General features: G+C 46.3%; 13 protein-coding genes. 2 read left to right on the top strand and 11 right to left on the bottom strand.

Going from position 1 to position 16,766, the window contains the following annotated elements; translation table 11 throughout:
* Window positions 1-71 precede the first annotated feature (71 nt).
* Window positions 72-1,244 (top strand): radical SAM family heme chaperone HemW, encoded by a 1,173-nt coding sequence (gene hemW / locus GCU85_RS02875; RefSeq protein WP_152809150.1) that lies wholly within the window; start codon window positions 72-74, stop codon window positions 1,242-1,244.
* Between the two features lie 98 nt (window positions 1,245-1,342).
* On the opposite strand, the gene secF is transcribed toward hemW, so the two are convergent.
* The 8 genes from secF to GCU85_RS02835 form a co-directional block, all read right to left on the bottom strand.
* On the bottom strand, window positions 1,343-2,278 hold the full coding sequence (gene secF / locus GCU85_RS02870; protein WP_152809148.1) for a protein translocase subunit SecF: 936 nt from the start codon (window positions 2,276-2,278) through the stop codon (window positions 1,343-1,345).
* Window positions 2,279-2,292: 14 nt separating this feature from the next.
* Complete coding sequence (gene secD / locus GCU85_RS02865) at window positions 2,293-4,152, bottom strand: protein translocase subunit SecD (RefSeq protein ID WP_152809147.1); 1,860 nt, start codon at window positions 4,150-4,152, stop codon at window positions 2,293-2,295.
* Between the two features lie 111 nt (window positions 4,153-4,263).
* Window positions 4,264-4,617, bottom strand: coding sequence for a preprotein translocase subunit YajC (gene yajC / locus GCU85_RS02860; RefSeq protein ID WP_152809145.1), 354 nt, complete (start codon window positions 4,615-4,617; stop codon window positions 4,264-4,266).
* A gap of 44 nt (window positions 4,618-4,661) precedes the next feature.
* On the bottom strand, window positions 4,662-5,777 hold the full coding sequence (gene tgt / locus GCU85_RS02855; RefSeq protein WP_152809143.1) for a tRNA guanosine(34) transglycosylase Tgt: 1,116 nt from the start codon (window positions 5,775-5,777) through the stop codon (window positions 4,662-4,664).
* Window positions 5,778-5,965: 188 nt separating this feature from the next.
* Window positions 5,966-6,901, bottom strand: coding sequence for a peptidoglycan-binding domain-containing protein (locus GCU85_RS02850; RefSeq protein ID WP_152809141.1), 936 nt, complete (start codon window positions 6,899-6,901; stop codon window positions 5,966-5,968).
* 230 nt (window positions 6,902-7,131) lie between these two features.
* Entirely contained in the window at window positions 7,132-7,563 is a 432-nt protein-coding gene (locus GCU85_RS02845; RefSeq protein WP_152809139.1) for a universal stress protein, read from the bottom strand.
* A gap of 12 nt (window positions 7,564-7,575) precedes the next feature.
* Window positions 7,576-10,194, bottom strand: coding sequence for a TRAP transporter permease (locus GCU85_RS02840; protein ID WP_152809138.1), 2,619 nt, complete (start codon window positions 10,192-10,194; stop codon window positions 7,576-7,578).
* A 122-nt stretch (window positions 10,195-10,316) separates the two neighbouring features.
* Window positions 10,317-11,279, bottom strand: a complete 963-nt coding sequence (locus GCU85_RS02835; RefSeq protein WP_152809136.1) for a TAXI family TRAP transporter solute-binding subunit — start codon at window positions 11,277-11,279, stop codon at window positions 10,317-10,319.
* Between the two features lie 243 nt (window positions 11,280-11,522).
* Between GCU85_RS02835 and GCU85_RS02830 the strand changes: the two genes are divergently transcribed.
* Complete coding sequence (locus GCU85_RS02830) at window positions 11,523-12,491, top strand: TAXI family TRAP transporter solute-binding subunit (RefSeq protein ID WP_152809134.1); 969 nt, start codon at window positions 11,523-11,525, stop codon at window positions 12,489-12,491.
* Between the two features lie 192 nt (window positions 12,492-12,683).
* Here GCU85_RS02830 and GCU85_RS02825 read toward each other — a convergent pair whose 3' ends face one another.
* The 3 genes from GCU85_RS02825 to gspD are packed head-to-tail and all read right to left on the bottom strand — an operon-like array spanning window position 12,684 to window position 16,696.
* The gene (locus GCU85_RS02825; RefSeq protein ID WP_218110498.1) at window positions 12,684-13,190 is read right to left on the bottom strand and encodes a phosphatidylglycerophosphatase A family protein; all 507 of its coding nucleotides are present in this window, start codon (window positions 13,188-13,190) and stop codon (window positions 12,684-12,686) included.
* The gene (locus GCU85_RS02820) at window positions 13,165-14,655 is read right to left on the bottom strand and encodes a GspE/PulE family protein (protein WP_152809132.1); all 1,491 of its coding nucleotides are present in this window, start codon (window positions 14,653-14,655) and stop codon (window positions 13,165-13,167) included. Before GCU85_RS02820 ends, GCU85_RS02825 begins: the two co-directional genes overlap by 26 nt.
* Window positions 14,656-14,671: 16 nt before the next feature.
* On the bottom strand, window positions 14,672-16,696 hold the full coding sequence (gspD, locus tag GCU85_RS02815) for a type II secretion system secretin GspD (protein ID WP_218110497.1): 2,025 nt from the start codon (window positions 16,694-16,696) through the stop codon (window positions 14,672-14,674).
* Between the last annotated feature and the right edge of the window lie 70 nt (window positions 16,697-16,766).

The following is a 16,766-nucleotide window of genomic DNA, read 5'->3' as shown; positions in this document are numbered from 1 at the left end:
TTTTGCTTGGGTTTATAGGATTTGCTAAATAAATAGTCTACAATGGTGGTATTTTTTCGGTAACTGCCACTATGAATGCTATCCCACTTTCTTTGTATATTCACATCCCTTGGTGTGTGCAGAAATGTCCTTATTGTGACTTTAATTCGCACGAATTAAAGTCGCACGAACTAAAGGGAGCCCCAGACGAATCGCAATACATTGATCGCTTATTAATGGATTTGGCTAGTGATGTTAGCCGATTTACAGAAAGGCGACCGTTGCAATCGATTTTTATAGGCGGCGGGACACCGAGTTTATTTAGTGGTGCGAGTATAGCGCGTTTATTGGACGGCGTAGCGCAGCAGCTGAGTATCAATAAAAATACAGAGATTACCCTAGAAGCCAACCCAGGCACGGTGGATGCTGCCCATTTTGCAGCGTATAGACAAGCGGGTGTTAATCGCCTGTCGATTGGGGTACAAAGTTTTAATAATCGACAATTGTTAGCGTTGGGGCGAATACACCATCGCGACGAGGCAATACGTGCGGTTGAAATAGCTAAGGCGACAGGCTTTGACAATATCAATATAGATGTAATGTTTGGGCTGCCTTTGCAGACGGCTGCACAAATGCTTGCCGATATTGAGCAAGGCATCGCGGCAGAGACTGAACATTTATCGTATTACCAATTAACCATCGAGCCCAATACCGCTTTTGCGCATCGCCCCCCTAGACTACCCGAAGAAGACCAAATAATTGACACATTTGAACTGGCCAGTGAAAGGCTTGTTGAAGCAGGGTTTCGACGTTATGAGGTCTCTGCTTGGACAAAGGGGCGCACTTCGGCGCACAATGTCAATTATTGGGAATACGGTGATTATTTAGGTATTGGTGCGGGCGCGCATGGAAAAATAACAACGGGTGGTGAAGGCATTGATGGCCGTCAAACCATCATTCGTACGCTAAAGCCTAAGCATCCGAAACAATACTTAGCCGCAGATAATTTACGTCAAGAAACGCCAGTGCCAACCGCTGAGAAAGGCTTTGAGTTTATGCTAAATGCCCTGCGGCTTTGTGGTGGCTTTAATCAAAGCTTAATAACAAGCCGTGGGTTGGTTTCATTGGATACGCTAACCCCTGTTTTGATGAAACTGGTCGACACTGGGCTATTAACATGGGAAGGTCAGTGGATTGCGCCAACCGCTCAGGGTCAGCGCTTTTTGAATGATTGTGTCGCGGCGTTTTTGCCCACAACGGCGTAGCTTTTTCTTGCCTAGCTATTTTTTGCCTTAACTATTTATTGGGTCATTGGCGAGTGGGAGCTTTGCTTAAGGCAACGCTGAATAAATCAGGGATTTTTTTAAGGTAAATCATCAATGTCTTCAGGTGCTTTGGGGGTTAGGTCGTCTTTGCTAAGCTTAAGCTGCATCGCCAAAGCGCTCGCAACAAATATCGACGAATACGTTCCGATTAAGATGCCGACAATTAACGCCAAAGAAAAACCAAACAAAATAGGGCCGCCAAAAATCGCCAGTGCAGCAACCGACAGTAGCGTTGTGGTTGATGTGATTAATGTTCTTGGCATCGTTTGGTTGATTGATTGATTGGTAATATTGAATTCGTTTTCCTGATGCATAAGGCGAAAATTTTCTCGAATACGATCAAATACAACCACGGTGTCATTGACAGAATAACCCAGTACGGCAAGTAGCGCGGCAAGGACGGTTAAGTTAAACTCAATTTGTGTCAGCGAGAAAAAACCCAGTGTAATCAGCAGGTCGTGTGCCAAAGCGGCAACCGCGCCCAATGCAAGTTTCCATTGAAAGCGAATGGATACGTAAAGCATAATCCCCGCAAGGGCAATAATGAGCGCATAAAGCCCTTTATCAACCAGCTCTTGCCCGAATTGTGCGCCGACTAAGGATTGCCCGAGAAAGGTAAATTGATAACCGCTGTCAGCCAAGGCGTGTTGTAATTCGGTCGAGACATCGCTTTCTTGATTTAGTGTGGGTGGGATTTTAATTTGAATCGTGCTTTCTGTGCCATAATGGACAACTTGGTTATCAGGAAAGCCTTTTTCAGCGAGTGTGTTGCGAATGGTTTCGGTGTCAACATTTTGTGTTGCTTGTAACTCGACAGTGATACCGCCCGTAAAGTCAAGTCCTAGATTTAACCACTGAGTCGATAATGAATAGATACTAATGACAATTAAAATCAACGAAATAAAGAAAGTTGTTTTAACTTTGCTCAAATAATTAAAATCCAGGTTCGCTAATTTTTTTGATACGAATTGCATGGCTTTCTCCTGAATTATATAGACAGTGCGTTAATTTGTTTCTTTTTATCAAGCCAGTAATGGATGATAAACCGAGACACGACAATGGCGGTAAACATAGACGTTAGAATGCCAATCGATAGTGTGACGGCAAACCCTTTGATCGGCCCCGTACCAAAGGCGAACAAAATAGCTGCCGCAATAAGGGTGGTGATATTGGCATCCATAATGGTTGAGAAGGCATTATCAAAGCCTGACTGGATGGCTTCTTTGGGCGATTTATTGAGCCTGAGTTCTTCTTTGATGCGTTCGAATATGAGGACATTGGCATCCACGGCCATCCCCATCGTCAAAACGACGCCTGCAATACCCGGCAAGGTCAATGTTGCCCCGATAAAGGACAGTAACGCGATAATAAAGATGACGTTAAGTAACAAGGCGGTAATGGCGACGAGACCGAATTTTTTGTAATATAGCCCCATAAATATCATCACGAGGACAAACCCGAGAATAATAGCGAGTGTTCCTTGGCGGATATTTTGTTCGCCTGCGCTAGGTCCTATGGTGCGTTCTTCAATGACGTATACAGGGGCTGCAAGTGCACCAGAGCGTAAGCTGCGCGCCAAATTTCGCGCTTCAGTGGCGGTGAAGTTCCCTGTGGTTTGAAAGCGTTTAGAAAATTGTCCTTGGATCGTTGCTGCAGAAATAACTTTTTCCTCTTTGAGCAGGGTGGTGACGGTGTCTCCGTTTTCGGCTTTTTCCTGAACGGGTTTGTACTCGATAAAGACAACTGCCATGCGATTGCCGACATTTCGCTGTGTGTTTTCGCCCATTTTAGATGCGCCTGCTTCGTCCAAAACAACCGAGACGATGTGCTGCCCTTGCTGTTGGTCGTAGGATGAGCTGGCATCAATGATGTTGTCTCCTGAGATGATTAAACGACGATCAAGGGCAATCCGTTGATTATTCTCGTCGTACAAAAACTTAACACCAAACCGCCCGCGCCCTGACGAAGTCGACTCTTCGTCGACCATGTAGTATTCGAGGGTTGCCGTTGATTGGATTAGTGCGATGGCATCGTTGGGATCAGAAAGACCTGGTAATTCGACAACAATTCGGTCGCTGCCTTGGCGCGTAACCGAAGGCTCGGCAACGCCAATGCTGTTCATCCGAGTCCGTAAGGTGACGGTGTTTTGCTCAACGGCGATTTGCTTGCGTCTTTCGAGCTCTGCATCACTAATGCCAGCGATTAATTTAGACGGGTTTTGTAAATCTGGCGTGACTAACAAGTCGGGGCGCTTTTCAAACAACAGGTTTTGCAGATTGGCTCTGTCGTCTGCATTAACCAGTGCAATGTCGATGGCCCCATTGGGCTGACGGTTTAGGGTGTTGTAGGCAATGCTGGCATCGTCTAGCATGGCTTTGATGTCTTGTAGGTTGGTATCGGACATGCGGTCAATGAGCAGGCTGGTATCGACCTGAAGCAACAGACTAACGCCGCCGCGCAAATCGAGTCCTTTGTTGATGGGTTTTAGCCCCAGAGACTGTAACCAGTCTGGGCTATTGGGTGCTAGTGTGAGTGCTGTATAGTATTGGCTGCTCAGTTCAGCTTCAAAAACGGCTTTGGCTTGGGCTTGGTTGGTGGCATCAGGAAATATGGCAATCAGCCTGTCTTCGCCAACCGTGATTTTTTCAAAGGCAATACGCTGGTTGTTAAGTAAGGTCTCTATTTGTTGTTGTTTATTTCCTTCGGCAAGATTCAGGCTGTCTTGCTCGCTAATGGGTTTGAGCTGTATCGCTGGTTGATCGCGATATAAATTCGGCGAAGCGTAGATGAATCCGAGTGCGATGGCAGCAAAGACTAAGACAATTTTCCAAAGTGGGTAGTGTTTCATTGTGTCGTTTCCATAGAAATAAACCAAGACAGGTAAACTAACCTGTCTGGCATAACAGCGTTTTTATTGCGTGATTAAGTTTATTTTGTGTTTAATTGTATTGATGTCGGGTTATTTTTGGTTTTTGCCACTGCCACCATTACCACCTTTGTAACTACCCTTAGGGAGCAAATTAATCACCGTATTCTTTTGCATTTTAATGGTGGTGTTTGGCGCAATTTCAAGGTCGATGAATTGCTCGTCTAAGTCAACAATGCGACCGACAATGCCACCAGCGGTTAGTACCTCGTCACCTTTTTTGAGTGCCTCAATGAGACCACGAAGTTCTTTTTGTTTTTTTTGTTGCGGGCGAATGACCAAAAAATAAAAAATCGCAAAAATCGCGACCAACATAATTAATGTCGTGAAACTTTCGCCTGAGCCTGATTGGCCTGCTGTTTGTGCGTGTGCAATAGAAATCATCATTTACCTCTCTAAAATAATGGTTTTTGTTTGTTTATTTTATCAATTTATGGCGTAATGCCAACCGCATATTGCGCGTAAAAATGTTCACAGAACGCGTCAAATTGGTTAGATTCGATGGCATCTCGTATTTGTTGCATCAGGGTTAGATAGTAGTGCACGTTATGGATGGTGTTAAGTTGTGCACCGAGTATCTCTTTGGTTTTATCCAGATGATGGAGATAAGCCCGCGAAAAATTTTGGCAAGTATAACACGAACAATCAGAATCAAGCGGATTTGTGTCCATTTTATAGCGTGAATTGCGAATTTTTAACTCACCAAATTGTGTCCATAAGCTGCCATTTCTCGCGTTTCGTGTGGGCATGACACAGTCAAACATATCAACCCCTCGTTTAACTGCTTCAACAATGTCTTTGGGCTTTCCAACGCCCATCAAATATCGTGGCTTGTCAGCTGGTAGCATCGGTGTAATGTGTGACACCATTTCATTGCGAATGGCAAAGTCTTCGCCAACCGCGAGTCCACCAAGGGCATAGCCATCGAAACCGATATCTTGCAAGGCGGATGCTGATTCTTGTCGTAAGTCTGCATGCATACCGCCCTGAACGATGCCAAACAATGCATTTTGATTGTTGAGTTGGTCGAACGCATCACGAGAACGGGCCGCCCAGCGCAGTGAGAGTTGCATGGACTCATTGACGGTGTTTTTGCTGGCGGGATACGGGGTGCATTCATCAAAAATCATGACGATATCGGCATTGAGTGTTGTTTGAATCTGCATGGAAATTTCGGGAGATAGCATGACCTTGCTACCGTCCACGGGCGATGCGAAAATAGCGCCCGCTTCGTTGATTTTACGCTTTTTAGCCAAAGAAAATACCTGGAATCCGCCTGAGTCCGTGAGAATGGGTCTATCCCATCCCATAAATCCATGTAATCCGCCGTGGGCGCGAATGACGTCCAAGCCAGGGCGCAGGTAAAGATGAAATGTATTTCCTAAGATAATCTGCGTGTCAAACGATTTGAGTGTTGCCGGGGTGAGTGATTTAACTGTGCCTACCGTGCCAACTGGCATAAACACGGGTGTTTCAATCACGCCACGCGACAACGTCAGACGACCACGGCGTGCGTGGTCGTCTGTGTTAAGGAGTTCAAATTGCATTACGCAGACTCATTTTGCTATTGGCTGGCATCTTATTGGCTGGTATTTGATTGGCTAGCATAGGTTAACATAGGCTGATATAGGACGGCATAGGCTGATATTGACGATTGTCACGGTTACCACGATTGTCAATATTGCCGTGGCGCTTAGCGTTTAGTCAATATCTAGCCAGCAGATTAGTCAGCAGATTAATCAATGTTAACGCCGAGGTTGCGCATGGTCTCAATAGTAATCGCACCTTTTGCAAGCCCTTTGGCCTCTTGGTATTTCTCTAGTGCCTCAAGTGAGCCAGCGCCAAATTTTCCATCCGCGGTGATGTCGTAGCCTGCGGCACGCAACCCCTTTTGAATCGCAATAATGTTTTCTTCGTTCAAATCGCTTTCACAAGGGACGCGTTGCCACTTGAATTGGGCTTCTTCTACGACTTCTTGTTTGGTGATTTGTTGCATTTCTGCTTGGGTTGGTGTTCTGATTTCTTGCGCTTCTTCGACTAATTCTTTAACGCGAATGGTTTTGAATTCAGCGGGAATCAATACTTCACGAGTGGTAGCGGGTGTGTCGACGACTTTTTTTTCAACGCTTGCGAAAACCGCAGGGATGATGACTTCGCGTATTTGTGGTGGGGCAACCATTTTGCGCTTGACAACGGTTTCATATTCGGCGGGAATTTCTACCAAACGCATCACTTCCCCCGTGAGTGCTGCTGCACCGCCTTGGGCGCGTTGCCAAACACGTATGGCGGGTTTGACTAAAATCTCTTCGCTGGTTTCTTCGAACTTAGCGGGGATGATTTCAAATTCCTTACGCTCAGGCTCAACCAAGACTTGTTCTTCGATGGTTTTATAGGTGGCTGGCACGATTTCAAAGGATTTTTCTTCCTCTGAAATAGGGATTTGTTTTTCTACCCATTCGTATTTGGCGGGAATGACCTCTAGGGTTTCACCCGCTTCTTGGCTGATGATTTCGGCAACCGTCGAGGTGAGCTTTGCAGGGACATTAACCAGTGCATGGCATTGACCTGGCGCGGACTGCGGCGCAGGTGGGATGGTGTTTGTGTTGGTTTGTGCGTGGCTAGAAAAAGCCAGCGCCAGGGTAATCGCTAAAGAAAGCTTGACCTTGGTCATAAAAAATCCCTCATCTAAAGTAGTCACTAAATGAGGGATTTTACCACGAATAGGCAATAAATAGCGTGTTGGCTTCGTAACTTTTTTGTGAAGCCCTAACCAACCCTAATCAATACGCGATCAATGCGTAGCCAATATGTAGCCAATACTAAATAATCGGCTCACCAATAGGCTAACTAATCGGCAACACAAATTATTAAAGTCAACTGGTCAAACCGACCAGTGACACGCTATCGAATAATCAGTACCGAGCATCCCGCATTACGTGAAATGCGGGCGACATTAGGTCCAAAATTGTTGGGGTGCTTTGGATCAACTGGGTTGTTGGCAGTGGTAATAATTAAATCAATGCTCAGTTGTTCAGCCATTTCTACAATACGTTCGTAGACTTTGCCGTGCGTCACTAAGTGTTTGATATTATCAACGCCGCTCAGGTGTGTTTGGGTGAATTCACGCAACACATTTTGCCCTTTTTCTATGAGTGCTTTGTCATAGCCCTGTGGTAGAAAAGAGGAGACAAATCCTTCGGTTTCGATTAATGGGATGACAGAGACAACATACAACTGACTGCCCATTTCAGCGTGTTGCTTGGCCGCGTCTATCGCGGCCTGATGCTGGTTTTTGTGATTTAAGTCGATAGCAAGTAATACATTCTTAAACATGTCGTTTCTCCATTAGATAGTCGCAGCGGCAAGCTTTTTGCGGCGGCGTTTTGCCTGTAAGAAGCCAATCGCAGCCAACACGCCGAGTGCTGGGATGTATAGTAGCTCCTTGGGTAAGTAGCTGGCTTTTGGAATTCTTGCGCTTAGAATTTCTTGATCCCAGTCTAGCCCTGCTTTTTTGGCAGGAGAATCAAAGGTCACATCGTCAACAATGACTTTGCCGTCTTTGTTGATTAGGGTGACACCCAGATTATCTAGACGCTCTTCTGCTGATGCCCCCGCAATCGGCAATGGTGTATAGAAAGTAATCGGCTCGCCAATATCACTGAGGCCGCTAATCTCTACAATCATCTCGCGATCAGTCGGGGCATCTGCTAATGCTGATACAAAATCAGACGCGTTGACGGTGTCGTATGATGGTGAAATACGCTCCATAAAGAATCCTGGTCTAAATAAGGTGAAAGCAATGAGTAATAAAACCAAAATTTCAACTATATTACAGCGATCAAAGAAATAAGCCTGTGATGCCGCGGTAAAGACCAGAATCGCGACGGTGGCGACAATAAAGACCAGTACCCCCTGCGCCGCGGTGACATCAATCAGCAGTAAGTCCGTGTTGAAAATAAACAAAAACGGAAGAATAGCCGTTCGTAAGCTGTAGAAAAAGGCAATGAATCCTGTCTTAATCGGATCGCCGCCAGAGACCGCCGCGGCCGCAAATGACGCGAGCCCGACGGGTGGGGTGACATCGGCCATAATGCCGAAATAAAAGACAAACAAATGCACCGCAATCAAGGGGACAACGAGCCCGTTTTGCCGGCCAACTTCGACAACAACGGTTGCGAGTAGCGACGAAACCACGATATAGTTAGCAGTCGTTGGAAGCCCCATCCCAAGAATAAGACTCAAAAACGCAACCATAATGAGCATCACTAAAATATTACCGCCTGAAATGATTTCGACGACTTGTGCAAGTGGTGCGCCAATATTAGTCAGGGCAACAACACCGACAATGATGCCTGCGGTTGCGGTTGCAATGGCAATACCAATCATGTTTCTCGCGCCCGTTTCTAAACCAGAAAGCAGGTCGGCAAAGCCGAGTTTCAGATTGTTGCCGTATTCGCCTTGGTTACGGAAAAAGGCAAACAAAGCGCGCTGTGTTAGTAAGATAAAGATTAATGTTACCGCGCCCCAATAAGCCGATGCGCCAGGCGACATACGCTCTACCATCAAGCACCAAATTAGCACAACGACCGGTAGTAAAAAGTGCAATCCTGAGTTGACGGTTTCTTTGACCGAAGGTAGCACAGTGACTTCTGAATTCGGGTCATCAAGCTCTAGGACAGGGAATTTGGCGCACCACCAAGCAAGTCCAATGTAAGCGCCCAAAATCAGCACCGCGACCGCATACAGTGATTGGTCTTTAAAAATGTCTTTGATAAAGCCTAATCCATACTTTAAGACAACAGAAAGAATGAGGATGCCAACGATAATGGTCGCCCAAATAAACAAGCGTGTCAGTACTGGCGGCGGGGCTTTGGGTCTGTCAAGGCCTTTCATGCCCGCTTTTAGTGCTTCTAAATGCACGATATACACTAGCGCAATGTATGAAATGAGCGCAGGGATGATGGCGTGTTTGACGACTTCAAAATAACTAATACCCACGTATTCAATCATCAAAAACGCCGCCGCACCCATAACAGGTGGCATGATTTGACCGTTGACCGATGAGGCGACTTCGACAGCACCAGATTTTTCTGATGAAAACCCAACGCGTTTCATCATAGGGATGGTAAACGTTCCTGTGGTGACGACATTGGCGATAGAAGAGCCTGAAATCAAACCAGTAGAAGCAGAGGCGATAACCGCTGCTTTGGCGGGGCCACCACGGAAATGACCCATCAAGGAAAACGCGGTTTTGATAAAATAATTCCCCGCGCCCGCTTTGTCTAGTAAAGCGCCAAAGAGCACGAATAAGAAAACAAACTTGGTCGAGACACCGAGTGCAATACCAAACACCCCTTCGGTTGTTAGCCATTGCTGGTTGATAATGGTTGTGATTCGATTGGCGTTATGCGCAACGAGTTGTGGTAGATGAGGGCCTGCGAAATTAAACAAGATAAAGACAATGGCAATAATGGCCAGCGGGAGCCCTAACGCACGGCGAGTGGCCTCTAGCAAAATCAAAATTCCCGCAATACCTGCAATAATATCCATGGTATTTGGTGTGCCAAGGCGATTGACGATGCCGTGATAAAAAATAAAGTAATAGGCGCCTAAAAAAGCCCCGATAACCGCTAATCCCCAATCTGGAACAGGGATTTTGTGGCGCGGTGAAAATTTAAAAGCAGGGTAAGATAAAAAGGCTAAAAATAAAGCAAATGCCAAGTGTATAGAGCGTGCTTTGGTATCATCCAATGCGACATTGAGGCTAATGCCTTGCCCGTTTAACCATGCCTGAAAGATAAAGGGCAATGGCGATGAAAAATATAATTGGAATAATGACCATGCAATCGCTACCCAAATAATCAATTTTGCAGGAAAACCACCAGGGTTTCGCCCGCCGGTGTCAGTCGAGGCAACTAAATCTTGCAGCTCGGTCTCTGACATTTGATTGGTTTTTGTACTCATAATCAGCCTCTCTTTAAATGACCAAATGTTTGTTTTTAATAATGCTTATTTTTAGTTATTTGTTTTATGTTGTTATAAAAAGAAAAAGCAGGGATTGCCCCTGCTTTTTCTTTGGCAGCTGATTACATCCAGCCTTTTTCTTTGTAGTACTTAATCGCGCCATCGTGTAGTGGTGCAGATAAGGCGTTTTTAATCATGTCTTCTTCTTTTAGCCCTTCAAACGCAGGGTGAAGCTTTTTGAAACGCTCAAAGTTGTCAAAGACAGCCTTAACGACTTGGTAGATGGTTTCTTCGTCGGTATTGGTCGAGCTAACAAACGTAGCATATACACCAAACGTTTCAACGTCTGCGTCAGTGCCGTTATACATGCCGCCTGGGATGGTTGCTTTGGCATAGTATGGGTTGTCAGCAACTAACTTATCGATGCCTTCGCCTGTGACGGGGACAACAACCGATTCGCAAGATGCGCCAGCTTCTTTGATAGCACCTGATGGGTGACCGACAACATAAGTGATAACATCTAGGTTGTTATCGCAAAGGGCTGCTGCCATTTCTGCTGCTTTTAGCTCAGAGCTAAGTGCTAAGTCGCCAGCAGATAGGCCGAGTGCTTCCATCGCAACTTCGGTGGTACCACGTGTACCTGAGCCTGGGTTGCCAATGTTAACGCGCTTGCCTTTGATTTCATTCATGTGCGTGACACCAGAGTCTGCACGTGCAACAACCGTTAATGGCTCGGCGTGAACAGAGAATACAGCACGGATTTCTTTGTTTTCAGCGATTTTATCTGGCGCAGTGCCGTTATAGGCATGGTATTGCCAGTCTGATTGTGCTACACCCATGTCTTGCTCACCCGCGCCGATGGCGTTGATGTTAGCCACGGAGCCGCCTGTTGAGGGTGCATTACACTTGATGCCATGCTCAGAAATTGAGCGGTTAACCAATTGGCAGATAGACTGTCCAACAACGTAATAGACGCCAGTTTGACCACCAGTACCGATGGTGACAAATTTTTGTTCCTCAGCGATTGCCATAGAGCCTGTCGCAATTGCTGCACTTAGTAATGATAGTTTAACTACATTTTTCATGTATTTTTCTCCTTTAGATAAAAGCTTTATCGTTTTTTTATAGAGTTAATTTCGACAAAAAAGCCTGTTAAAACAATTGGCTCTTATTGACGAGGCTATATTATATAACAAATTTGTTTTTCTTGTATGTAAAAATTCAATAAATGTGACGGCGTAAAAGCTTTTTCAAATACGGGTTTCTGATATACTGTATTAATTCATATAGCAGATGATTCAAAAATACTTTCAAGGTTGAATAAAAAAATGAGACGAAGACATAGATTAAATATTTTATTGTGGGTAGCGATGTGCCTACCTGCGCTGGCGATGAGTCAGGGCAATATTATTAAAATTGGCACGGGTAGCACGGGTGGTGCGTATTATCCAGTGGGTGGTGCGGTTTGCCGTTATATGAAAGAGGCGCGTGACGACGGGAAAAAATCTATCTGCTTTGCGCAACCGACAGGTGGCTCGGTTGATAATTTGCAATTATTGGCGGCGGGTACAATGGATTTGGGTATTGTGCAGTCTGATACGTTAATTGCGGCCTATAACGGAACGGGGGCGTTTGCTGATAAAGCCAATGACCAATTGCGCGTCATGTTTTCGTTGCACCAAGAAATGTTTACGATTGTTGCTACACAAAAATCAGGGATTAAAACCTTCGATGATTTGGCGGGTAAGACCATTAATTTGGGTGGGCTGAATTCAGGAAGCTATCTCAATATGCGTCGCTTGCTAGATGCTTTGATGCTTGATGTGAACCATTTCGCATCAACGCGGGAGCTGTCACCTGACGCAGCATTGGATGCCCTTTGCAGTGGTGAAATTCATGCAACGGTCTATATGGTTGGGCATCCGAATGATAATATCAGAAATAGTTTGTCGCGCTGTGATGGGCAGTTGGTCAGTTTGTCGACCGAGCAGATTGCGGCGTTACAGACGCGTTATCCTTATTACGTCCAATCGGTGGTGCCTGAGGATTTATATGCAGGCCAGACCGCGGCAACGACGTTTGGCCTAAGTGCGGTATTGGTGACAACAGCAAAAGCCGATACAGACGCAATCTATAATTTAACGAAAGCTGCCTTGGAAAATATCGCAGGTTTGCGTACTGTGCATCCGACATTGAGTCAGTTGAGTGCAGTGAGGATGGCCAGTGGTCAGTACGAAGTCCCTTATCACCCTGGTGCACTACAGTATTTAGAAGAAAAGTCCTTGTTGCCGCAATAACACGACAATAACGCCGCAATAACATAATAATAACAATACAATAACGCCACAATAACCACCACCTCGTCATCCATCGGTTTTTGGTGGGCTGGCAGGGTGGGTATTTGGTGAGTCGACAGTTGTGAGCAGTTAATTGTGTGGTTAATGTGTGGTTAATGTGTGGTTAATGTGTGGTTAAGCCAGTCGGACGGTTTAAAAAAAGTAATACCAAATAAGCTGCAATGGAACAGCGGCAAACACGCCAGCAATGATGTCGTCTAGCATAATGCCCAGTCCGCCGTGTACACGGCGGTCAACCCAGCGGATAGGCCATGGTTTGACAATGTCAAAAAAACGGAAAAAAACAAACCCTAAAAGCAAAGCCCAAGGCGATGCGGGCAAAAAGAGCAGGGTGATGCAAACACCGACAATTTCATCGATGACGATACTACTGTGGTCATGTGTTTTTAATAGGTCGGATGCGCGTTGGCATAACCAAATACCCAGCGCTGTGAGTGCGACTATGGTGAGCAAATGCAACCAGGGATGCGGCATCAAGAAGTAAGCAAGTACAAGCCCAGGAAGTGTCCCCCAAGTCCCAGGTGCGAACTTAGCCAACCCGCTACCAAAGCCAAACGCGGTAAACAAAATCATTTTTTCCGTGTAGCTTTTGCCGTGGAAATAGGTGCTGGCGCTAATCGGTTGGTTGTTTTTCTTCATATTGTCCTGTCGGTTCGCTCATCGCGGCAACCCGCATGAGTTCGTTTAAGGTCGTGGTGCCAGATTTGACCAGTTCGAGGCCGTTGTCAAGTAGGCTAGGAAACGCCAATCTGACTGCACTTTCAATGGCGTTTTCGCTGGCTTGCTGCACAATAAGCTCGCGGGTTTTGTGATCGAGCTGGATGAATTCATAGACGCCCGCGCGACCGCGATAGCCGATATAATTACACTGTTTGCAGCCGACAGCGTCGTAATGCGGGGTAGTCGGTCCTAATAGATGGGTGCTAAGTGTGGTTGCGGTGGCAGTTTGTTTGCAGTGTGGGCAGAGTTTTCTCACCAATCGCTGTGACAATACACCGCCTAAGGTTGAGCTCAGCAAAAAAGGCGCGATTCCCATTTCTTGTAATCGAGTGATGGCGCCGGTGGCGGTATTGGTGTGCAAGGTCGATAAAACCAAATGCCCCGTTAGGCTGGCTTGCACGGCCATTTCTGCTGTTTCTAGGTCTCTGATTTCACCCACCATAATAATGTCAGGATCTTGTCGCAAGATTGCGCGCAGTCCTTTGGCAAAATTCATGCCAATTTTATTGTTGACTTGCGTCTGGCTAACACCGTCCAGAAAATACTCGATAGGGTCTTCGACAGTCATAATGTTTTTATGCGCGATGTCTAATTCAGATAACGCCGCATACAGCGTGGTCGTTTTTCCTGAGCCGGTTGGGCCAACCACTAAAAAAATACCATGGGGTTGGTGTATTTGCTCGACGATGTTGGATTTGATAGGTACGGGCATGGCCAGTTCGGTCAAGGTAAAACTCGATGCGGCCTTGTCCAAAATACGCAGCACAATGCGTTCGGCATTGGCGACAGGCAGTGTAGATACACGAATATCGACGGCACGGCCGGCAATTTGTGTTGAGATGCGGCCATCTTGCGGCAGGCGTTTTTCAGCAATATCTAGCCCTGACATGATTTTGACGCGAGAAATTAAAAAAGGCGCCAGTTCAACAGGCGGCTCCATCAGTGACTGTAGCACACCGTCAACCCGAATGCGGACAGCAATACGGTGTTCGAAGCTTTCGATATGAATATCCGATGCTTGCTGTTTGATAGCCGTTGTTAAAATGGCATTAATCAGGCGAATAATCGGTGCATCGTTATCGGTGTCTAAGAGGTCTATTGACTGGGCGAATTGTTCTCGAAATCCAGCAAGGTCAATGTCTTCACTAAGTGCGGCGACGGCGGCTTCAGTGCTGCTATCGTGGGCATGGTGCATGTTTTCTAATAAATGCGTGAGTTCATGCTCGGTGATCTGCTCAAAGGCAAGGGGGGTGTCAAACTGTTGTTGGATTTGTTGTAATATGGCAGGGCTGATGGGTTTGACATAACACAAAGTATAATTCGCGCCACCGTCGGAGGACTTGAGGGCAATTTGGTGCGTTTTGCAAAAACGATAGGATAACATGGGTGTGCAATTGCGATTATGGCGTGAGCGGTTGGCTACGTTCGTAAACGGGGGCAGGTGCTTGCATTAGCGACTCGGTGCTGCCATCACCCGAGTTGTCATCATCCGTATCTAGCGCAATGGGCGGTAGGATGAATTCAGGCGGTGTGTTGTCATCGGCAATTTGGCGAAGCCGAATACTATCGTATTTTTCTTGTGTGGCAAAATTGGCGACTTGGGTGTTGCGAAAAATTGTCGGGCGGATAAAAATCATTAAGTTACGTTTGCGCATCCCTTGGCTACGCGAACGAAATAGATTGCCAATCACAGGGACATCGCCGAGACCAGGGACTTTTTGCACGCCTTCAGTCGATTGGTTGTCGATTAGCCCACCTAAAACAAGGACTTGATTGTCTTCGACCAATACCGTTGTTTTTAGGGCGCGTTTTGCCGTTGTTGGGCCTTGTTGCGGGTCAACGCTAGTGACATTAGAGACTTCTTGATAGATGTCTAGGGCGATTGTGTCACCTTCGTTGATTTGCGGTTTGATGTTGAGTTTGATGCCGACATCCTGGCGTTCGACTGTTTGAAACGGGTTGTCGCTGCCATTGCCGCTGGTTGAAAAGCTACCCGTCACATAGGGGATGTTTTGTCCGACGAGAAATTCAGCCTCTTCGTTATCCATAACCAGTAAAGACGGCGTTGACAATATATTGCTGTTATTGAGTGCCGACAGGGCGTTGATGAGAACGCCAGCATTGCGATTACCAATGCCAAACGTTGCGCCGCTAGAAATAGCCGCCGGTCGGCCTGTGCTATCGACGGGGATATCGTCGCCGTCTTGTTGCGTGATAGCGCTCGCAGCGATGCTAAGGATAGAGCTGCCAGCATTATTAAAATCAATCACGCCGACGGGGATGGTGCCAGAGCTACCTGCAGCATACCACTGCACGCCAAGATTTTCGATATCATCAAAGGCAATTTCTGCGATAATGGCTTCGACTAATACTTGTGCGCGACGAATATCGAGTTTGCCAATCACTTGTTTGATATTGCGCATCGCCGCAGGTGGCGCGGTGACAATCAGGGCGTTGGTCGCATCATCGGCACGGATGTTGATTGCCGTTTGTTGGGTGGACGATAGATTAGTGAAGTCAATTACCCCTTCATCTCCGCCTGCAGGCGCGGTTGGTCGCGCCCCATTGTCGTTGAAATTGCCGTTGATATTAGCGCTGTTATCTGTCAGCAAGGCCGATTGGGTTTGCCCAAGAATTCGAGCAATATCGCTGGCTTTGGCATTTTTTAAATAGATGACCTCGGTGTTGCCTGCCCGTTCGATTGGCGTGTCGAGATGCGCAATCAGTGCTTTGATGCGTAGATTATCTGCCTTGGTTTGTTGCAGTAAAATGGAATTAGTACGTTCATCGGCAACGACACGGCTGCCGTTAGCGCCAGCATTTGCGCCAAGCAGTAAGTTAACAGTGCTGGCAATATCACTGGCAGATGCATTTTGCAGGCGTACAATTTCAAAATCAGTCGCACTTTGGCGATCGATGCGCTCAATAACACGGACAGCACGGTCAATATCTTCGGGTTTTCCTGAGAGGATGAGGAGGTTGTTTTTGCTGTCAGCGCTGATAAAGTTGCCGTCGGGTAACAAAGGCTGGATGCTGGGTAAAATTTCACTGGCTTTGACAAAATTGGGTTTGATGACGTGTGATACGCCGCTGTATCCGATAAACGATTGCTGGCTGGCTGGCACAATTTTCGTGACACCTGCGCCACTATCGATGGCTTGGTATCCATTGACGGCTAAGACATTTTCAAAAATTTGATTGAGCGCGCTTTTGTCGAATTTTTCTGGGCTAATTAGGGTGACTTGTCCTTGTACTTGGTTATCGATGACAAAATTTTTGCCGGTTATCTTTGCAACTGTCTCGATAAATTCACGCAAATCAGCGCCTTGTAAGTTGAGCTGAATGGTTTTTTCAGCGGCCGCGCTAAAAGCAATGCCATTGATAAGTAAACAAAAAATTAGTCTGTATTTTTTTATTAAATCCATTAGACGCCTATGTTTAGTGTAAATATTACCCATTAGTTACCCATTAGTTACCGATGAATTCCCCAATGGT

The sequence above is a fragment of the Ostreibacterium oceani genome (assembly GCF_009362845.1).
Lineage (GTDB): Bacteria > Pseudomonadota > Gammaproteobacteria > Cardiobacteriales > Ostreibacteriaceae > Ostreibacterium > Ostreibacterium oceani.
This window is presented reverse-complemented; position numbering and strand designations above follow the sequence as displayed.